Below are 19,784 nucleotides of genomic sequence, written 5' to 3'. Positions count from 1 at the left end.
TTTTTCTTGAGCCACTTAGAAAATCATAAATTATTATGACCAACGATAAGAATTACAGAACCTTGATTGTACTACAGTTTTTACAACAGTATGACGTTTGGATCTGATAAGTGGTTAATACCCAACTTGAAAGCACTGGCTCACGCTGGTGCTTTCATTCTTTAAAAACTCCGCATTATGAAGCACGTAGGTGTCAAGTTATCACTTTATCTCAATTACTTTATCTTTGCCATACTCTTAAATAGTGTAGGGATTGTTATCTTAAAATCACTTAATAATTATGGAGTAGACGAGACAACTGCCAGTGTTTTAGAGGCCTTTAAAGATTTACCAATTGCCATAGTTTCATTTGCTGTTGCTTCTTTTTTGCCTAGAGTAGGCTATAAGAAAGCAATGCTCATAGGTCTGGCGATGGTTACAGTAGCTTGTGTAGCTATGTATTTTGGAAACACCTTTGATACTGCCAAAATTCTTTTTGCTACCGTAGGTGCAGCATTTGCACTAATAAAAGTATCTGTATATTCTACAATCGGGTTAGTTACTAATAGCACAAAAGAGCATAATAGCTTGATGAGTTCTATAGAAGGTTTTTTTATGGTGGGAATTGCCATTGCTTACTTTCTCTTTCCGGCGTTTAATACAGAAGGAGAGCCTGATGCATGGCTCAATGTATACTGGCTACTAGCCGGTTTATCTGCGCTCTCGTTTATAATATTACTTTTTACAAAATTTGAAAAGGAGGCAGAGATTCCTGGAGCAGATCTTAAAGAGGACTTTCTTGAGATGTTTAAATTAATGGCACGACTATTAATTATCGTGTTTGTAATAAGTGCTTTTCTGTTTGTAATGATTGAGCAAGGAATCATGTCATGGTTACCTACTTTTAATAATAAAGTTCTGGGACTATCAGAAAATTTAGGAATTATGATGGCGAGTATTCTCGCTTTGTCACTTGCGGTAGGAAGAATATTAGCAGGTATTCTTACTCAGAAAATCTCGTGGATTTATGTATTAGTGACATGCACCATAGGAGCGATGTTAATTGTAATCTTTGTCCTTCCAGAAACTGTAGGTTTAAATGTTGGTGTGATAGATTCATTGAGTGATATCCCGCTTATAGGCTTTGCATTTCCTTTAGTAGGCTTATTTATTGCGCCTATTTATCCATTGCTTAATTCTGTAGTATTAAGTGCGCTGCCTAAAAGAGTTCATAGCCCTATGACTGGGTTAATTGTTATATTTTCCGCCTTAGGAGGAACTATTGGAAGTAGAATCATTGGATATTTATTTGAAACAAAAGGACCAGAAAACGCCTTTTATTTCACACTTATCCCAATGACAGTATTGCTAGTATTTTATGTGATTCTCAAAAAACTTACAGAAAAAGATGCACTTCAAGGGTAATATACAACATACGCTAGATCTCCTGCTTTTGCAAGAAGATACAGATGGCGATAAGAAAATCACGGTAGAAGATAAGGGGCCTAGATCTTTTGAAATAGACTTGTTTGAGGATAATAACGCTTTCGCGAAAGCGTACCACATACAAGGAACATATCATCTTTCAAATTTTTTACAAGAGCTAGCCTTAGAAATGTCACAAGGCAAAAACGAAGCAGAAATTCCATTGTGGAAGATTGAAGAATTACCCACAGACCGCATTAATCGAATGATACGAGATTACTTCTGGGATGATCTCACGCGAACAATCGATAAGAAAGGGCTTTCAAAAATCCTCACAGATACAAAAGCCGGAGACTCCGTGCAGCGCATGTATGTACCAGTAACAGATGAGCAAGGTGTTGCTTACTATTCTTCATTAAAGAAAGATTTTCCTAACCTAGAGGTGGTTATACTTCCCAGGGAAATTACTCCAGAGTATGTGAAGTCAATAAATAGTAAGCCGGGTATTTTATCTCTAGGCTTAGAAAACCAACAAGGTATTCCGTTTGTAGTTCCAGGTGGTCGTTTTAATGAAATGTATGGTTGGGATAGTTATTTTGAAGGAGTAGGATTATTATTAGATAACAGAGTAGATCTTGCAAAGGCAATGATTGATAATTTTTGCTATCAAATAACTCATTACGGTAAAATTTTAAATGCAAATCGTAGCTACTATCTTACTAGAACACAACCGCCATTTCTTACTTCATTTATAAGGGAGACTTTTGAAAAGGATACTGCCTTGGGAAAAGAATGGCTTTCAAGCGTTCTCGGTATTGCAATGAAAGAATATAAAACCGTCTGGATGACTGCACCTAGGCTTACAGATAATGGACTAAACAGATATTATGCTCAGGGCATAGGTGTGCCACCAGAAACAGAAGAAGGGCATTTTGATGATTACCTAGCATCGTTTGCAAAGGCTTACAATTGTACGATACAGGAGTTAGTGACTAAGTATCAAGATGGCGATATACATCTTCCAGAACTAGATAACTATTTCACCCATGATAGAAGTCTTAGGGAGAGTGGTCATGATACTTCATGGCGACTAGATAATGTATGTGCAGATTTAAACACAGTTGACGTAAATAGCTTGCTTTATAAGTATGAGGCAGATTTTGCTTACCTGACTGCTACCTATTTTGAAGATTCTTTGCATGGTCATAATAGTATGTACTGGAAGCAAAAAGCTAGCAAAAGGAAAAGCCTGATGGATGCTCTATTATGGAGTGAAGAGGCGAGACAATTCTTTGATTATAATATGTTGACAGAGAAGCAAACTCATTTTGAAAGCGCATCAAATTATCTTCCATTATGGGCAGGTATGTGTAGCGAAGAGCAAGCCCTAGCAATGAGCGAGACATTGATGGTTGAGTTAAAGGAAAAAGGAGGTGTCGCAGGTACTAGCCGAAATATGGCAGCTCAAATTCCTGAAGATGCAGTGCAAAGACAATGGGATTACCCTAATGGCTGGGCGCCACATCAAATGATGATATGGCAAGGACTTAAAAATTACGGTTTTAAAGAAGAGGTCGAAGAGCTAGCATATCGATGGTTGTGGATGATCACAAAAAATGCTGTAGATTATAATGGGGTTATTCCAGAAAAGTATGATGTAGTGAGTGCAACTCATAAGGTTTTTGCAGAGTACGGTAATGTGGGGACAGAGTTTGACTACATTACTACAAGTGGCTTTGGATGGATGAATGCTAGTTATCAATTTGGATTATCACTGCTCAATGTTGAACTTCGTAAGCAACTAGATATTCTTAGAGATCCAGAAATACTATTTATAAAAAAGCAATAATCGTGAGAAGAGAGACAGACATTATATGCGTGGGTGAGGTTTTAATAGACTTCATAGGTCACCAAAAGGAAGTGCGAATTGATCAAACTAGAGATTATCACAGGTATCTAGGTGGTAGCCCGACAAATGTGGCTATGAATTTATCTAGATTAGGCATGAATGTAAAGCTTGCAGCCACTAGAGGTGACGATGGTCTAGGTATTTATATAGAAGAAAAACTTGAAGAGAATGGAGTGCAAACAGATCTTGTGCGAACAGATGCTGTAAATCCTACGAGTGTAATCTTTGTGTCGAAAACAACGGGAACGCCAGATTTTATTCCATACCGTTATGCAGACACAAAAATCACCGAAGATCAAATTCCAAATGAGCTCATTGAAAAGACATCCATTTTTCATACCACTGCTTTTGCATTAAGTAAAAATCCTGCTCGCACTACTATCTTGACTAAAGCAAAGAAAGCATTTGAGGCAGGATGTACCTTGAGTATTGATCTCAATTACTCTCCACGTATTTTTCCAAAGAGAGAAAAGGCGATGGAGACTTTTAGACAATACTGTTCGTATAATCCGCTAGTGAAAATAAGCGAGGATGATATGGAGCGCTTGTTTGGAGAACGTAAATCTCATGATGAGATATTTGATTTCTTTCATAATGATTTTGGTGTTGAGCTCGTTTGTCTCACGCTAGGTTCTGATGGGGTTAAGCTTTCGCGAAAGCGTAAAAATGAATCTCAAGAAATAATTGAACTACCAGCAGCAAGGGTAGAAAATATTCTTGACGCAACAGGAGCGGGAGATGCCTTTTGGAGCGGCTTTTTATTTGCATACATTAAAGAATATGAAATTGAACGTTGTCTTAAAGTAGCACTATCACTAGCTGCAATCAAATTACAGCATGTAGGCAGGCTTCCTCAAAACGTAGATATCTTAACGCAATTATTAGATTTTAAATAGAACATAACCTCATAACTATAATGTGCTATAGCTTATGTGACCTATTAGGAAATCAGTATTTTTGTAAGTCAAATACAAATCAACTTTATGAGTCAAAACAGCAACAAGCGTAGAGAAGCTCTCGTGTATCACGCAAAGCCTAAACCAGGTAAAATTGCCGTAGTTCCTACGAAGAAGTATTCTAGCCAGCGCGATCTCGCGCTAGCATATTCTCCTGGTGTAGCGGAGCCTTGTCTAGAGATTGCAAAAGATGTTAATAACGTTTATAAATATACGGCAAAGGGTAACCTAGTTGCTGTAATCACAAATGGTACTGCAGTGTTGGGACTAGGAGATATAGGTCCAGAAGCGTCTAAGCCCGTTATGGAAGGTAAGGGTCTCTTGTTTAAAATATTTGCTGGCATTGATGTGTTTGATATAGAAGTAGATACTAAGGATGTAGATGCTTTTGTAGAGACTGTAAAGAATATAGCCCCTACTTTTGGAGGTATTAACTTAGAAGATATCAAAGCTCCAGAAGCTTTTGAAATAGAGCGAAGACTTAAAGCCGAGTTAGATATTCCTGTGATGCATGATGACCAGCATGGTACAGCCATTATCTCTGCTGCGGCAATGCTTAACGCATTAGAAATCGCAGGTAAACAAATTGAGGATATAAAGATTGTAGTGAGCGGTGCAGGAAGTGCTGCTATATCTTGCATGAACTTATATCACTTGCTGGGTGCTAAGCTGGAAAATATATCTATGTTTGATATTAATGGCTTATTACGTGAAGATCGTACAGACCTTTCTCCAGAACAAATAAAATTTAAAAGCAACAAGGATTACAAAACACTAGCAGACGCTATGGTTAATGCAGATGTGTTTTTAGGATTGTCTGTAGGCAATATTGTATCACCAGATATGATTAGATCTATGGCAAATGATCCTATTGTGTTTGCGATGGCAAACCCAACGCCAGAAATCGATTATAACGTGGCGATTACATCTAGACCAGATCTTATTATGGCGACGGGTCGCTCAGACCATCCTAATCAAGTTAATAACGTACTTGGTTTTCCATTTATTTTCCGTGGAGCACTTGATGTAAGAGCAACTGCTATAAACGAAGAGATGAAGATGGCGGCTGTAAAGGCACTTGCTCAACTCGCAAAGGAGCCAGTTCCAGAGCAGGTGAACATTGCTTATGGAGCAACACGATTTACCTTTGGACGAGATTATATCATCCCAAAACCTTTTGACCCGAGATTGATAACAACAATCCCTCCTGCTGTTGCAAAAGCTGCCATGGATAGTGGTGTCGCACTTGAGCCTATAACAGACTGGGAGTCTTATAATGATGAGTTATTAGAACGCCTAGGAGAAGATAATAAGATAGTAAGATTACTGCTAGATAGAGCTAGGCTGGACCCTAAGCGCATCATCTTTGCAGAGTCAGATCAGCTTGATGTATTAAAGGCTGCTCAGATTGTTCATGAGGAAGGGATTGCAATTCCTGTGTTGCTAGGTAACAGAGACGTGATACTTGAACTCAAGGAAGAAATAGGTTTTGAGGCAGATGTAGAGATTATCGATCCATTATCTGATGAGGAAAAAGATCAAGTAGATCACTATGCAAACATTTACTGGAACACACGTAAACGTAAAGGTATTACCTATCTCGATGCAAGACGTCAAGTAAAACGCCGTGATTATTTTGCGTCAATGATGGTAAACGAAGGTGATGCAGATGGTATGTTATCTGGCTATAGCCGCAGTTACCCTACTGTAATAAAGCCAGTGCTAGAAGTTATAGGGACTGCGCCTGGTGTTCAAAAAGTAGCAGCTTGTAACTTGATGGTGACATCAAGAGGGCCTTTGTTTCTTGCAGATACTTCAATAAATATTAATCCAACTGCAAAAGAGCTTGCTAAAATTGCTCAAATGACCTCTACTACAGTAAAAATGTTTGGTCTTGAGCCTGTTATTGCAATGGTAAGTTATTCAAACTTTGGATCTTCTGGTCATGAGAAGGCTACAGAGGTAAGTAAGGCGGTGTCTTATTTACACCGTTACTATCCAGATCTTGTGGTAGATGGTGAGGTGCAGGCAGACTTTGCTCTTAATAGGGAAATGTTGCAGAAGAAATTTCCTTTCTCAAAACTAGCAGGAAGGAAAGTAAATACGCTAGTGTTTTCTAATATTGATAGTGCAAACATCACCTATAAAGTGATCAAGGAGCTTGAAAAAGCAGATAACATAGGACCTATTTTATTAGGTATGCGCAAGCCTGTACACGTACTTCAGTTAGGAGCAAGTGTAGATGAAATGGTAAGTATGGCTGCAATCACAGTTATTGATGCTCAGAAAAAACAAAAACAAGAAGTGCGTCGTGCTCAAGAACAGAAATAATATGTAGTTTTCGCTTTTGCGAAAATTTGATACAAAGAGGTATAAAATGTAATTTTTACACCTCTTTTTTTTTGTGGTTTTGCTAATCAAATTGAGTTCGGTTATTCGTTATTATTATTAAATGGGCATGGTTTTGAGTTAGATCATTTTCGCGAAAGGGAACCATTAAATTTGGCAATCTCCTAGACATAAATTTCTTACATTTACGCTCCTTAATTATATGTTAAATGATCACTCACTTAAGCGGAAGACTTATAGAAAAAAATCCAACTCATGTAGTATTAGACTGCAATGGAGTAGGATATTTTATTAATATCTCATTGCATACTTTTGGGCGACTAGGCGATAGTGAGGCTTTAAAGTTACACACCCACCTGCAAGTTAAAGAAGATAGCCACACACTTTTTGGGTTTGTGGAGGTGATGGAGCGTGAGATCTTTAGACTATTACTGTCTGTTTCTGGTATAGGAGCAAGTACGGCAAGGACAATGTTGTCCTCTCTAGATCCTCACCAGATAAAACAAGCTATTGCATCAAATGATGTAGCAACCATACAAAGTATTAAGGGAATAGGAGCAAAAACAGCCCAGCGAGTAATACTCGACCTAAAGGATAAGATACTGAAGGTGTACGATATGAGTAGTGAAAGTGCTGTGCAAAGCAATACTAGCAAAGAAGAGGCGTTATCTGCTTTAGAGACCTTAGGTTTTGCGCGTAAGCAAGCAGAAAAAGTCTGTACGGCGATTGTAAAAGAAAAGCCAGACGCAAGCGTAGAAACGATCATCAAGGAGGCATTAAAAAAACTGTAGGCATATTTTGAAGCAACACTATTATTTAAATGTACGTATAGCGATATTGTTTGTAGTTGGATTTTTCTTTCTAGGAAACTCCTTAGCAATCGCACAAGAAGAAGAGGAGAATGCATCAGCTCAAGATTCTACGGCTACTACTTTTTCGCTAGGTAGTCTTGTGTTACCTAATCCAAATAGTATTGTTTCAAAATACACATATGACGCTATACTGGATAGGTATATATTTACTGAGGAATTAGGAAGTTTTAATATTACATATCCTCTCATATTAACACCAGCTGAATATCAAAAAAGAGTACGTGACGAGCAAATGCGTCAGTATTTTAGAGAGAAAGTAAATGCGGTAGATGGGAGATCTGACGAGGACGATACACGTAATAGCTTAGTAAAATCACTATATGTACAGAATGATTTATTCAAGAGCATTTTTGGTGGAGATAAGATAGAGTTTACACCTCAAGGATCTGTAGAGATGGATCTAGGTCTTTTATTTACAAAGCAAGATAATCCAGCATTTTCACCACGTAACCGCAGCAATTTTACCTTTGATTTTGATCAACGTATAAGCTTGAGTTTGCTAGGCCAAGTAGGTGAGCGTTTGCAGATTACTGCAAATTATGATACGGAGTCTACCTTTAATTTCCAAAATCAAATTAAGCTAGAATACACTCCTACAGAAGATGATATCATACAAAAAATTGAAGTAGGTAACATCTCAATGCCACTAAATAGTGCACTTATTCAAGGTTCACAGAGCTTGTTTGGTGTAAAAACAGAGTTACAGTTTGGCAAGACGCGTGTAACGGCTGTGTTTTCTGAGAACCAGTCGCAACCTAGAACTGTAACTGCAGAGGGTGGTGCGACTGTACAAGAGTTTGAGGTCCCTGCGCTAGATTATGATGAGAATCGCCACTTCTTCTTAGCACATTACTTCAGGGATACTTATAACGATGCGCTTAAAAACTACCCGTTTATAGATAACAGAGGAGTTCAAATAACAAGGGTAGAAGTTTGGATTACAAACAGGCAGAACCAAACGACAAATGCTCGTAATATAATTGCAATACAAGATTTAGGAGAGTCTGACCCTAGTAACGTAGGGATTGATGTAGGTGCAAATCCAGGTTTTATTAACAACGCTGCAAATGCATTCCCAGATAACCGTAATAATGATTTTAATCCACGTGGTATAAACGATCAGTCTGTACAGTCTGTTCTTACGCCAGCAATAAGAGATGTGGCGACGGCTAGTCAAGGTTTTGGTAACGTCACAGTGCAGGACGGAACTGACTACGTATTACTTGAAAATGCTAGACAATTACAAAGCTCTCAGTTTACATTATATCCAGCACTAGGTTATATATCTCTTAGTCAGCGATTAAATAATGATGAAGTGCTTGGGGTGGCCTTTCAATATACAGTAGGAGGTCAAGTGTATCAAGTAGGAGAATTTGCAAATGACGGAATAAACGCCACAGAAGGTAGTCGTCCAGATGCAGATGGAGATGGAAGACCAGATATTGTAGATGCAGATTTTGGACAGGGTCGTCCAGATCAAGATGGCGATAACATTGCAGATAGTGCAGATGCTGATGTGAATGGTGATGGAATTTTAAACGGACAAGATGTAAACGGAGATGGTATATTAGATACTGTAATTCCTGCTGGACAAGCTGGAAGCCCCGTAAATCTTGTGGTTAAAATGCTTAAAAGTAACCTCACAAATGTACAAGAGCCTATATGGGATTTGATGATGAAAAATATCTATCCGTTAGGTGCTTTTCAATTAGAGCAAGAAGGATTTAGATTGAACATTGTGTATTCAGATCCTTCTCCTATTAATTTCATAACTCCTGTAGATGGAGCCCCTTTACCTACCTTATTTGATGGGACTAATAATGATAATACCATGGATGAAGGTCAAGATCGTGGAGATCTTGAGAGTAACACCTTATTACGATTATTTAACCTTGACCGACTAACCACCTTTGGAGATCCTCAAGTAGGAGGAGACGGATTCTTTGATTTTGTGCCGGGCACAACAGTGCATGTGCAAAATGGAAGTGTTGTGTTTACAACTGTAGAGCCATTTGGAGAGACATTGTTTGATTTGTTAAGTGTGAACGATGGTGCAGAAACGTACGAGAATGAAGAGACCTATAACGCACATCAAGACAAGTACGTTTATTCAACCTTATATCAATCTACAAAGACTATAGCTAGAGATAATGCTGAGAAGAATAAATTTTTACTAAAAGGACGTTATAAATCTGCACAAGAGCAGGGTATTCCATTAGGAGCTTTTAACGTACCACAAGGTTCTGTAACGGTAACCGCAGGAGGAAGAAGACTAGTAGAAGGTTTAGACTATACGGTCAATTATCAGTTAGGGCGTGTTATTATTTTAGATAAATCACTTGAAGCTTCTGGCATTCCTATTTCTGCATCTGTAGAGAATAATGCTATTTTCGGGCAACAAAATAAACGTTTTACAGGAATTAATGTAGAGCACCAGTTTAATGAGAATTTCATAGTAGGAGGTACTTTCTTAAATCTTAATGAGCGACCGCTTACGCAAAAAGCAACCTATAGTTTTGAGCCTATAAATAATACCATTGTAGGTCTAAATGCAAGTTATTCTACAGAACTACCTTTCTTAACAAGATGGGTAAATAAACTTCCAAATATTGATACTGATGTAGTATCCAATCTTTCGGTGCGTGGTGAAGTAGCTTATTTAATTCCTGGGCAACCTAAAGGAACGGACTTTAATGGAGAGGCAACCTCTTATGTAGACGATTTTGAAGGTTCACAAACCTCTATAGATATTGGCGGAGCTTTACAGTGGAGCTTGTCATCTGCACCAGTAGGTTTTGGCGGAGAACTAGCAAACGGCGATCTTTCTACAGGATATAGGCGGGCAAAGTTTGCTTGGTATTCTATAGATCCTATTTTCTATAATAATCAGCGTCCTGATGGTATCTCAGACGACGACTTGTCTCTCGCTGAAACAAGACGTGTTTTTAGGGATGAGATCTTTCCTCAACAAGATATTATTGCTGGTCAAACACAAGCGCTTTTTACGCTTGATTTAGCTTATTTTCCAGGAGAGCGCGGGCCTTATAATTTTAGCCCAGATGCAGCAGATGGAATACTTTCTAATCCTCAGGAGAATTTTGGAGGAATTACAAGGCAGTTAACTTCTACAGATTTTGAACAAGCAAACGTGGAGTTTGTTGAATTCTGGTTGCTAGATCCATTTTTTGGAGATGGTGATACTACAAATGCTGGAGGAAACCTAACGATTAACTTGGGTAGCATATCTGAGGATATCCTCAAGGATGGTAGAAAACAATATGAAAATGGACTTCCTAATGAAGGAGGAGATGAGGCAACTTCAGAAACGGTATGGGGTAAAGTACCTACTAATCAATCTTTAGTATATGCTTTTGATACAGAAGGGCAGCAACGTGCCAACCAGGATATAGGATATGATGGATTAAGTGATGTAGAGGAGGCAGCGGAGTTTCCAAACTTTGCAGGACTTCCAGATCCAGCAGGTGATAACTACAATTATTTCTTAAACACTGAAGGTGGTGTAGTAGAAAGATATAGAAATTACAATAACAATCAAGGGAACTCTCCTGTAGAGGTAACACAGACTAATCGTGGTTCAACTACTTTTCCAGATGTGGAAGATGTAAACCGTGATAATACAATGAATACGGTTGACGCATATTTTGAATATGAATTACCTATTAATCCTTCATCATTAAGTATAGAAAACAATCCATTTGTGACCGATGTAAGAGAGCTAACTGTCACTACTCAAAATGGAAATCAACTCCCTACAAGGTGGGTACAGTTTAGAGTGCCAATTAACCAAGCAACAAATGTAGTTGGAGGGATTAATGACTTTAGGTCTATACGTTTTATGCGTATGTACATGAGCGGATGGCAAGAAGATGTTGTACTTCGTTTTGGAACATTAGATTTAGTACGTGGTGATTTTAGAAGATACTTACTAACGTTGGATCCTAATGAAAACACTCAAATCAATGATGCAGATAACACACAGTTTGAGGTGGCTGCCGTAAATATTGAGGCAAATGAAACAAGACAGCCAGTTCCTTATGCATTACCTCCAGGAGTAGAGCGTGAGAGACTCAATAACAATAATAATAATATCAGGCAAAATGAACAGTCGCTTTCTTTGAGAGTTCAAAATCTCGAGGAGCAAGACGCAAGAGGGGTCTATAAATATTATAATCTCGACATGCGACAGTATAAAAATCTTAAGATGTTTATGCACGCAGAGCCTATTGTTGAGAATGGCCTTGATAATCAGAATCTAGTAGGTTTCATAAGAATGGGAACCGACCTTAATTCAAATTTTTATCAAATAGAATTACCATTACAGCCTACTGCATTTAATGTGTCTAACCAAGATAGAGATGCTATCTGGCCAGCGGCAAATGAGCTCGATCTTCCATTAGAATTACTACAGATTATTAAGTCAAAAGTTATTGCTGGAGATGTAGAGTCAGATCCAGATGATATCACGTATTTTGATCAAAACGGGGATCGTATTCTCAATCCAGAGTCTATGTGTTATCAAGAAGGTCAATTACGTATAGGTATTCAAGGTCTTCCTAGTTTTGGTGATGTAAGAACATTAATGCTGGGTGTGAAAAATGGAAATCCAACCAGTAACCAAGCTATGGGTTGCTCTCCTGGAGAAATTGGTGGAGAGGTTTGGTTTAATGAGCTACGCTTATCAGACCTTACTAATGATGGTGGATATGCTGGAGTACTAAGTGTAGATGGAAATATTGCAGACTTTGCAAATGTATCTGCAACGGGACGTTTAAGTACTGTAGGTTTTGGAAGTATAGAGCAAAATGCTGGTGAGCGCAGTCTAGAAGATGTAACACAATACGATATCGTTACAAATCTTAATGCAGGTCAATTACTGCCAAAGAAGTGGGGATTACAGTTACCTCTTAACTACGCAATAGGTGAGCAGAGTATTACACCTAAATTCAATCCGCTTTATGAGGATGTAGAATTAGATACATCACTTGATAATGCAGCTAGTCAAGAAGAGAGAGACAACATTGAAGATTATTCTGTAGATTATACAAAACGCCAAAGTTTTAGTGCTATAGGAGTAAGAAAAGAGCGCATGGATACAGAGCGCAAGCCTATGCCTTATGATATTGAAAACCTTACTTTTTCATATTCTTATAACCAGACAGATCATAAAGATTTTGAGATAGAAGAATCTCGCGATCAAAATGTGAGATTAGGAGGTACTTATAACTATAGTTTTAACTCTAAACCTTTAGAACCATTTGCTAAAAATGATTCTCTATTTACAGGGAAATACTATAAGTTTTTAAAAGATTTAAATTTCAATTACTTGCCGTCTAATATTGCTATACAATCTAATGTTGTGCGCCAATTTAATCAGCAAAAGTTCAGAGATGTCTTCGCAAACGAAGGTGATATAGCGGTACCGCGTTTATTCCAACGTAACTATTTGTTTGATTGGGGTTATTCGGTAGATTTTCCTATTACTAAAAGTCTGCGTCTCAATTATAATGTAAACCATAACCGTATTGTAAGAAATTATCTTGATAATGACGGTACGCCAGCTTTTCTAGATGATGCCGGTCAAGAGGTGGATGGATATGGTATTTATAATGGATTCTTTGATATAGGTACGCCAGATACTCACTTTGGAGTATTACAGCTCAACTATGATTTGCCATTCGATAAGATTCCATTCACAGAGTGGATTACTGCTACCTATGCATATACTGCAAATTACAGATGGCAGAGAGGTTCACAACAATTTCAGGTCTTAGATAATATCCCAGAAATAGGGAATAGTGTGGAGAATACAAATACGCACGCTATTAATGGAACCTTTGACATGGAGAAGCTTTATAAATATGTAGGCTTAACAAAGAAGAAAAAACAGCGTGCTACTAGCACTAGACCTAGAGGATTACCATCACCAGAAGATAATCGTAATAGCAAGATTGATAAATTAAAAGAGGACGCTTCAAGTGATGGAACCACAAGTGGTCTAAGTACATCAGACAAGGCGCTCAATACAGGAGTAGGATTACTTACTGCGATTAAACGTGTGCAGCTTACCTATGAGGAGAGTAATGGTATTTATTTACCAGGATATTTGCCATCAGTTGGTTTTGCAGGAAGTTTAAGGCCTACGCCAGGATTTATTTTTGGAAGTCAGGCAGAGGTAAGAGAGCTGGCGGCGAGTAATGGATGGTTAACATTGTTTCAAGATTTTAACCAGCAGTATCGCGAGATAGAGAGTAGAGACCTTGCAATTCAAGCTAGAATAGGACTTCTTAAAGATCTCGATATAGACCTTAATTTAAATCGTGTTTTTCAAGAAAACTATCAAGAAAATTACCGAGTTAACCAGCAGAGTTTAGCATACCAATCACTAACAGGTAATAGCTTTGGTCGTTTCAACATTTCTACCGTATTACTTGGAACTGCTTTTGCAGAGAGTACATCTGAGTCTAGTAGTACATTTAACACGTTCAGAGAAAACAGGCTGGCAGTAGCAAATAGATTAGCAACAGAGTTTTACGGTACAAATACCTTTGAGGTAGATGCAGATGGGTATCCAGAAGGTTTTGGTCGTACTAATCAAAAAGTGTTATTACCTGCTTTCCTTGCAGCGTATAGCGGTAAGGATGTAAATAAAACAGACACTGGTTTTCTTAGAAGCATCCCATTACCTAACTGGAATATAAAGTATACTGGTTTAATGAATATAAAATGGTTTAAGGATAAGTTTAAGAGATTCTCAGTGCAGCACGGTTATACTGCCGGTTATTCTGTAAATAATTACTTGACTAACTTAGCTTATAATAGAAACACAGATAGAGACCCTGCGACCGCACAACGTGATCAAGCGGGTAACTTTTTAAATCAAACGCTATTAAGTAATGTGACACTTACAGAGCAGTTCACACCGCTAGTTCGCCTGGATTTTGAAATGAAAAACTCTGTAAAGATTCTTGCCGAAATTAAAAGAGATAGGGCATTAGGATTAAGCTTTGATAACAACCTCTTAACTGAGATTAAGGGTAATGAGTACATATTAGGATTAGGATATCGTATTAAGGACCTTAGGTTTGTTACAAACTTTGGTGGATCTCGTAGGGTTCTTAAGAGTGATCTCAACTTTAAGGCAGATTTCTCTCTTAGACAAAACGAAACTATCATTAGATATCTAGATATAGACAATAGCCAGACCACTGCTGGACAAGATATTTATGGACTTAGGTTTACCACAGATTATGCGTTGAGTAAAAATCTTACTGCGCTCTTCTTTTATGACCATACTTTTTCGACATTTGCAATATCCACAGCATTTCCACAAACGACTATTAGGTCTGGATTTACATTGAGATATAATTTTGGAAATTAATTATATGAGTTCGCTTTCGCGAAAATTTGAAAATAGTAAGCATTAATCTATTAAAAAGAATATTTTCGCGAAAGCGGAATTAAATCAAACTAATACAGACTAAGATGAATATACCAGCAGAGTTAAAATACACGAAAGATCACGAGTGGGTACGCATAGAAGGTGACGTAGCCGTAGTGGGAATTACAGATTTTGCACAAGGAGAACTAGGAGATATCGTTTACGTAGAAGTAGAAACTCTTGATGAAACTCTTGATAGAGATGAGGTTTTTGGAACTGTGGAAGCAGTAAAGACCGTTTCTGATCTTTTCTTACCGCTTTCTGGTGAGATTGTAGCTTTTAATGAAGGTCTAGAAGATGAGCCAGAAACTGTAAATAGCGATGCTTATGGAGCAGGATGGATGATTAAAATCAAATTTTCTGACGCTTCACAAGTAGATGAGCTTTTAAGCGCAGATGCTTACAAAGAACTTATAGGTGGATAAACTCATTGGTTTTACGGCGATAGCATATACTTGTGCATTGAGCATAGGATCCCTTGTTAAGCCTGTAAAAATAGATACTAATATTTCCAATATAGATAAGCTCCTACATTTAGGAGCTTATTTTGGTTTAGCTATCCTGTGGCTGAGTTATTTTCATATCGTAAAAACCTCTGCAACGCAGAAATGGGCAAAGCCCATGTTTTATATAGCAATTGCATTAGCATTAGTGATATATGGCACAGTGATTGAGTTATTACAAGGCAGTGCAACTACATACAGAACGCCTGATGTGTGGGATGTACTTGCAAATAGTATAGGTGTAATACTCGGAAGTTTAACATTTCTACTATTTTTTAAGAAATTTAAAGGGTTAAAATCGTAATTTTAGTTTCACAACTGAGATTTATTTTGCTATTTTAGCTCTCTACTAATACTTTAATTATGGAACCCAAGAAAAATCCCAAAGCAGACCTTCGCAAGAGAAGCATGCTGTTTTTTCAGCTAGGACTCATTGCAGTACTCGCACTAACGTACATCACCATCGAGTGGAAGACTTATGATGATGTGGCTATTGATATTGGTCAGCTTGATCTTGATGATCTAGACGACGAAGAAATTCCAATCACGGAGTTGAATACTCCACCACCACCACCGCCACCACCGCCGCCACCAGCACCGGAAATCATTGAGGTAGTAGAGGATGAAGAAGAAATAGAAGAAACAATTATAGAGTCTACAGAAACAGATGCCGAAGAGGAAATCGTTGAAGTAGAGGATGTAGAGATTGTGGAAGAAGAAGAGGAGATTGCAGATGTACCGTTTGCAGTTATTGAAAATGTGCCTATTTTTCCTGGTTGTGAGTCTATGACTAACAACAATGATCGTAAGAACTGTATGTCTGAAAAGGTGAGCAAGCTTGTAAACAAGAAGTTCAACACAGAGTTAGGTTCAGATTTAGGTCTATCTGGTGTAAACAGAATCTTTGTAAGTTTTAAGATTGATAAAACTGGAAGAATCGTAAACATCAGATCTCGTGCACCACACCCACGTCTTGCGTCAGAAGCAGAGCGTGTAATTAAGTTATTACCTAAAATGACACCAGGTAAGCAACGTGGTAAGCCAGTAGGGGTTTTATACTCACTACCTATTACATTTAAAGTAGAAGACTAAGTCATAAAGACTTTTTAAATATTAAAAAAACCATCTCAGCAATGAGATGGTTTTTTTGTGTCTTATATCAAAAAAAAAAGAGGCCGCCCTAAGGTGACCTCAATTTTGGCTTGCTTATTGATTCGTTTTAAGAATTGTTCAACATTTTTAAAACTATATCTTATGGAAAATTCCAAAGAAAGCACTGCTGTTCGCCAAAACAGCGTGTACAAATCAAGCCGCAAGCACGAGGCAAATTTACGAAGAAATCCCACGCTTCATTTTCAAATTGGGTTAATCTTAGCACTTCTAGCGTCCATCTTCTTTATCGAAATGCGTACTCCAGAAAAGAAACTGGCGATAGCGGTAGAGCGGGAAAACGTAGATCAAATTTTTACTCTTGACCAAGTTAAAGTAGAGCAACCTAAAAGGGAAGTTGTAAGAAAAGTACAGCTCCCAAAAATTGAAGAGCCTAAGATTCTTGAGAACGTCCAGACAAAGGAAGATGATTCCAAGTTCCTTGAAGATGATCTCAAGCCAACAGATGCCACAGATGATCCTATTGTAGACCCACGTATTCCTGATTATGATGATACGGTAGACGATGAGCCAATAGCCAAAATATTTTCTCTAGTGGAGACAGCTCCTTTGTATCCAGGTTGTGAAGGTTTAAGCTCAAATGATGAACGCAAGGATTGCATGAGTGCCAAGATTTCTAAATTTGTATCTAAAAAGTTCAGAGCAGAAAGAGGAGAAGGTCTAGGCCTCTCTGGAGTAAATAGAATCTTTGTGACATTTAAAATTGATGCTTCTGGAAAAGTAGTGGATGTAAATGCTAAAGCCCCTCATCCAAAACTTGAAGAAGAGGCTTTGCGAGTTACAAAGTTGCTACCTGACATGACTGCTGGAAAACAAGCAGGTGAGAATGTTGCGGTACTTTTTTCATTACCTATCTCATTTCAAATAGAAGATTAAATTATAAGAACATTTTTACTATAATCCCGTTGCCTCTCGCAACGGGATTTTTTGTGTATAAAACCCTATCTTTCGTGCGTAATTATTACGCCTACATCCATGCATAAATATGTATTTCTTTTATTCATTTTCGCTACTTGTAGTCTTACCGCTCAGGTAACCACTAGTGATTATGAAAAGTATCCCGTTTTTCCAGAATGTGCCGACTTGCCAGTGAGCGAAGTTGCGGCTTGTTTTAATGAAACTTTTATTTCATTTATAATTGATAATCTTGAAGTCCCAGCAGAGGTTAAGGAGGAAAATTACGAGGGTAAGATGGTGATTTTGTTTGAAGTTACTCGTGAGGGCGCTTTTAAGCTACTGTATACAGATGCCGTCTTTGCATCACTTAAGACTTCGGCGCAAGATGTTTTCGATAAACTACCTGTAATTGATCCGGCTACATATAACGGTGAGCCTACCTATATGCAATTTACAATGCCTGTGCTGTTGCCACTATCACGTAATAAAATAGGTGAGATGAATAGTGGTGATAATGAAGGTGACGCTTTCGCGAAAGCAAAAAAAGAAACACCGCTTAAAAACCCAATGCAGGATGAATATGACCGTATTCAAAATCAAAAATTTAATCCAGCAAATGAGTATACGAGTCAGTTGAATATTCCTTTCTCGCATCAGGTTTATAGTAGGTTTGATCAAGAGTTGAATCTTGTAGGGACTAATGCGCATACGGCAAGTAAACCTTATCTGTATCAAACTGTAAATCCATATTATAATTTTCAGGAGAAGACAGATGCGCTCAAGAAAGAAAAGAAAACGTGGTTTGGGAGAAAATGGTCTAACGAGCATATGGTGCAAATACAAGGAGAGGATTACTGGATAACCCTAGACCCCGCAGCCGATTTGCAATTGGGATATGAAACCGACAAGTTAAAGTCTGATAGTTTCACCTATAACAACACTCGTGCAGTTTATATTCAAGGTGGGTTAGGAAAGAAGCTCAATTTTTTTGCTGCTGTATATGAGAGTCAGGGTCGTTTTCCTCGATACTTTGATTCTTTTGCTAGATCACTAAGACCAGATGGTGGTAATCCTGCGGTGGTGCCCGGTCGTGGTATTGCAAAGGAAGGCACAAATGGAGACTTAGACTACCCAGTAGCCGAAGGTTATATTTCATACACACCTAGCAAGTATTTTAATATTCAGCTAGGTCATGGAAAGCAGTTTATAGGAGATGGTTACAGATCGCTATTGCTTAGTGATAATGCGAGTTATTTTCCATATTTAAAACTCAATACAACCTTTTGGAAATTTAAGTACACAAATACGTGGACATCACTGCGTGATGTGCGTCCAGAAACCACAGCAGACGGTGCTTTTAGAACCAAGTTCATGAGTAATCATTATCTAAGCTGGAACTTAAGTAAGAAACTTAATGTGGGATTTTTTGAATCTGTAATATGGGAAGATGAAAATGGAAGAGGTTTTGATTTTAATTTCTTAAATCCTGTGATTTTTTACAGAGCAATAGAGTTCTCTACGGGTTCTCGCGGTGGTAATGCGCTTATAGGGCTAACCGGAAAGTATAAAGTGAATGATCGCGTAAATGTGTATGGGCAAGTTGTTATAGATGAGTTTTCGGCTAGTGATGTGATAGGCGGAAATCAAAGCTATAAAAACAAACAAGGCTTCCAGATAGGAGCAAAGTATTATGATGCTTTTGGAGTTAAGAATTTGACATTGCAAGGTGAGTACAGCCAAGTGCGTCCTTATGTATATTCTAATAATGAGATCCAACTTAATTATGGGCATGCAAACCAGTCGCTGGCACATCAATGGGGAGCAAATTTTAAAGAGCTTATTGGGATTGCTCGTTATGAAAGAGAACGATGGTATGGAACAGCAAAACTTATTGTAGGAGCTCGAGGTGTTGAGATAGGAGATATCAATGAAGTATACTACGGAGGAAGTATTTATGGAAATGATGAAAACAGGCCATCAGACGATGGGATTGCATTCTTTCAAGGAAATAAGGTTAATAGCCTGTATGCAGATCTTGAGCTAGGGTATTTAATAAACCCTGCAACCAACTTAAAAGTATATGCAAACCCTATCTATCGTAGTGTAACCGCAGATATTCAAGATGCGCCAAATACATTTGATACCAGCACGCTGTGGCTCAACATAGGTTTTAGAACAGATTTGTTTAATTGGTATTATGATTATTAAAATCTAGCTAGCATTGTTAAGTGATTGTGTAATATTTGCGATTATGAAGTCGTTATA

At 38.0% G+C, this 19,784-nt stretch carries 11 protein-coding genes; all 11 read left to right on the top strand.

Features of this window, described 5'->3' with window-relative positions:
• Positions 1-177: 177 nt before the first annotated feature.
• The 11 genes from JM84_RS00435 (at position 178) to JM84_RS00385 (ending at position 19,727) form a co-directional block, all read left to right on the top strand.
• A complete protein-coding gene (locus tag JM84_RS00435; protein WP_013751058.1) occupies positions 178-1,404 on the top strand; it encodes an MFS transporter in 1,227 nt (408 codons plus the stop codon).
• Positions 1,388-3,253 carry a trehalase family glycosidase gene (locus tag JM84_RS00430; protein ID WP_144782267.1) on the top strand — a complete coding sequence of 622 codons (1,866 nt, stop codon included), beginning with the start codon at positions 1,388-1,390 and terminating at the stop codon, positions 3,251-3,253. The genes JM84_RS00435 and JM84_RS00430 overlap by 17 nt, the downstream gene beginning before the upstream one ends.
• Before the next feature lie 2 nt (positions 3,254-3,255).
• On the top strand, positions 3,256-4,209 hold the full coding sequence (locus tag JM84_RS00425; RefSeq protein ID WP_013751060.1) for a carbohydrate kinase family protein: 954 nt from the start codon (positions 3,256-3,258) through the stop codon (positions 4,207-4,209).
• Between the two features lie 87 nt (positions 4,210-4,296).
• Entirely contained in the window at positions 4,297-6,600 is a 2,304-nt protein-coding gene (locus tag JM84_RS00420) for an NADP-dependent malic enzyme (protein ID WP_013751061.1), read from the top strand.
• 227 nt (positions 6,601-6,827) lie between these two features.
• Entirely contained in the window at positions 6,828-7,409 is a 582-nt protein-coding gene (gene ruvA, locus JM84_RS00415) for a Holliday junction branch migration protein RuvA (RefSeq protein ID WP_013751062.1), read from the top strand.
• A gap of 7 nt (positions 7,410-7,416) precedes the next feature.
• On the top strand, positions 7,417-14,889 hold the full coding sequence (gene sprA, locus JM84_RS00410; RefSeq protein ID WP_144782265.1) for a cell surface protein SprA: 7,473 nt from the start codon (positions 7,417-7,419) through the stop codon (positions 14,887-14,889).
• 104 nt (positions 14,890-14,993) lie between these two features.
• Complete coding sequence (gene gcvH / locus JM84_RS00405) at positions 14,994-15,374, top strand: glycine cleavage system protein GcvH (RefSeq protein ID WP_013751064.1); 381 nt, start codon at positions 14,994-14,996, stop codon at positions 15,372-15,374.
• On the top strand, positions 15,367-15,756 hold the full coding sequence (locus tag JM84_RS00400) for a VanZ family protein (RefSeq protein ID WP_013751065.1): 390 nt from the start codon (positions 15,367-15,369) through the stop codon (positions 15,754-15,756). Before gcvH ends, JM84_RS00400 begins: the two co-directional genes overlap by 8 nt.
• Positions 15,757-15,815: 59 nt before the next feature.
• On the top strand, positions 15,816-16,544 hold the full coding sequence (locus JM84_RS00395; protein WP_013751066.1) for an energy transducer TonB: 729 nt from the start codon (positions 15,816-15,818) through the stop codon (positions 16,542-16,544).
• Positions 16,545-16,706: 162 nt separating this feature from the next.
• Entirely contained in the window at positions 16,707-17,498 is a 792-nt protein-coding gene (locus tag JM84_RS00390) for an energy transducer TonB (RefSeq protein WP_013751067.1), read from the top strand.
• A gap of 99 nt (positions 17,499-17,597) precedes the next feature.
• On the top strand, positions 17,598-19,727 hold the full coding sequence (locus tag JM84_RS00385; RefSeq protein WP_013751068.1) for a hypothetical protein: 2,130 nt from the start codon (positions 17,598-17,600) through the stop codon (positions 19,725-19,727).
• The last annotated feature ends 57 nt before the right edge of the window (positions 19,728-19,784 follow it).

Origin of the sequence: Dokdonia sp. Hel_I_63, assembly GCF_007827285.1 — a bacterium.
Taxonomy (GTDB): Bacteria; Bacteroidota; Bacteroidia; order Flavobacteriales; family Flavobacteriaceae; genus Dokdonia.
Note: the sequence above shows the minus strand (reverse complement) of the source record. Positions and strands in the feature narration are given on the sequence as shown.

Bases quoted from the DNA above. Each gene is read 5' to 3' on its own strand.
- JM84_RS00435 (WP_013751058.1), top strand. From the start codon at position 178: ATGAAGCACGTAGGTGTCAAGTTATCACTTTATCTCAATTACTTTATC.
- JM84_RS00430 (WP_144782267.1), top strand. From the start codon at position 1,388: ATGCACTTCAAGGGTAATATACAACATACGCTAGATCTCCTGCTTTTG.
- JM84_RS00420 (WP_013751061.1), top strand. From the start codon at position 4,297: ATGAGTCAAAACAGCAACAAGCGTAGAGAAGCTCTCGTGTATCACGCA.
- ruvA (WP_013751062.1), top strand. From the start codon at position 6,828: ATGATCACTCACTTAAGCGGAAGACTTATAGAAAAAAATCCAACTCAT.
- gcvH (WP_013751064.1), top strand. From the start codon at position 14,994: ATGAATATACCAGCAGAGTTAAAATACACGAAAGATCACGAGTGGGTA.
- JM84_RS00395 (WP_013751066.1), top strand. From the start codon at position 15,816: ATGGAACCCAAGAAAAATCCCAAAGCAGACCTTCGCAAGAGAAGCATG.
- JM84_RS00390 (WP_013751067.1), top strand. From the start codon at position 16,707: ATGGAAAATTCCAAAGAAAGCACTGCTGTTCGCCAAAACAGCGTGTAC.
- JM84_RS00385 (WP_013751068.1), top strand. From the start codon at position 17,598: ATGCATAAATATGTATTTCTTTTATTCATTTTCGCTACTTGTAGTCTT.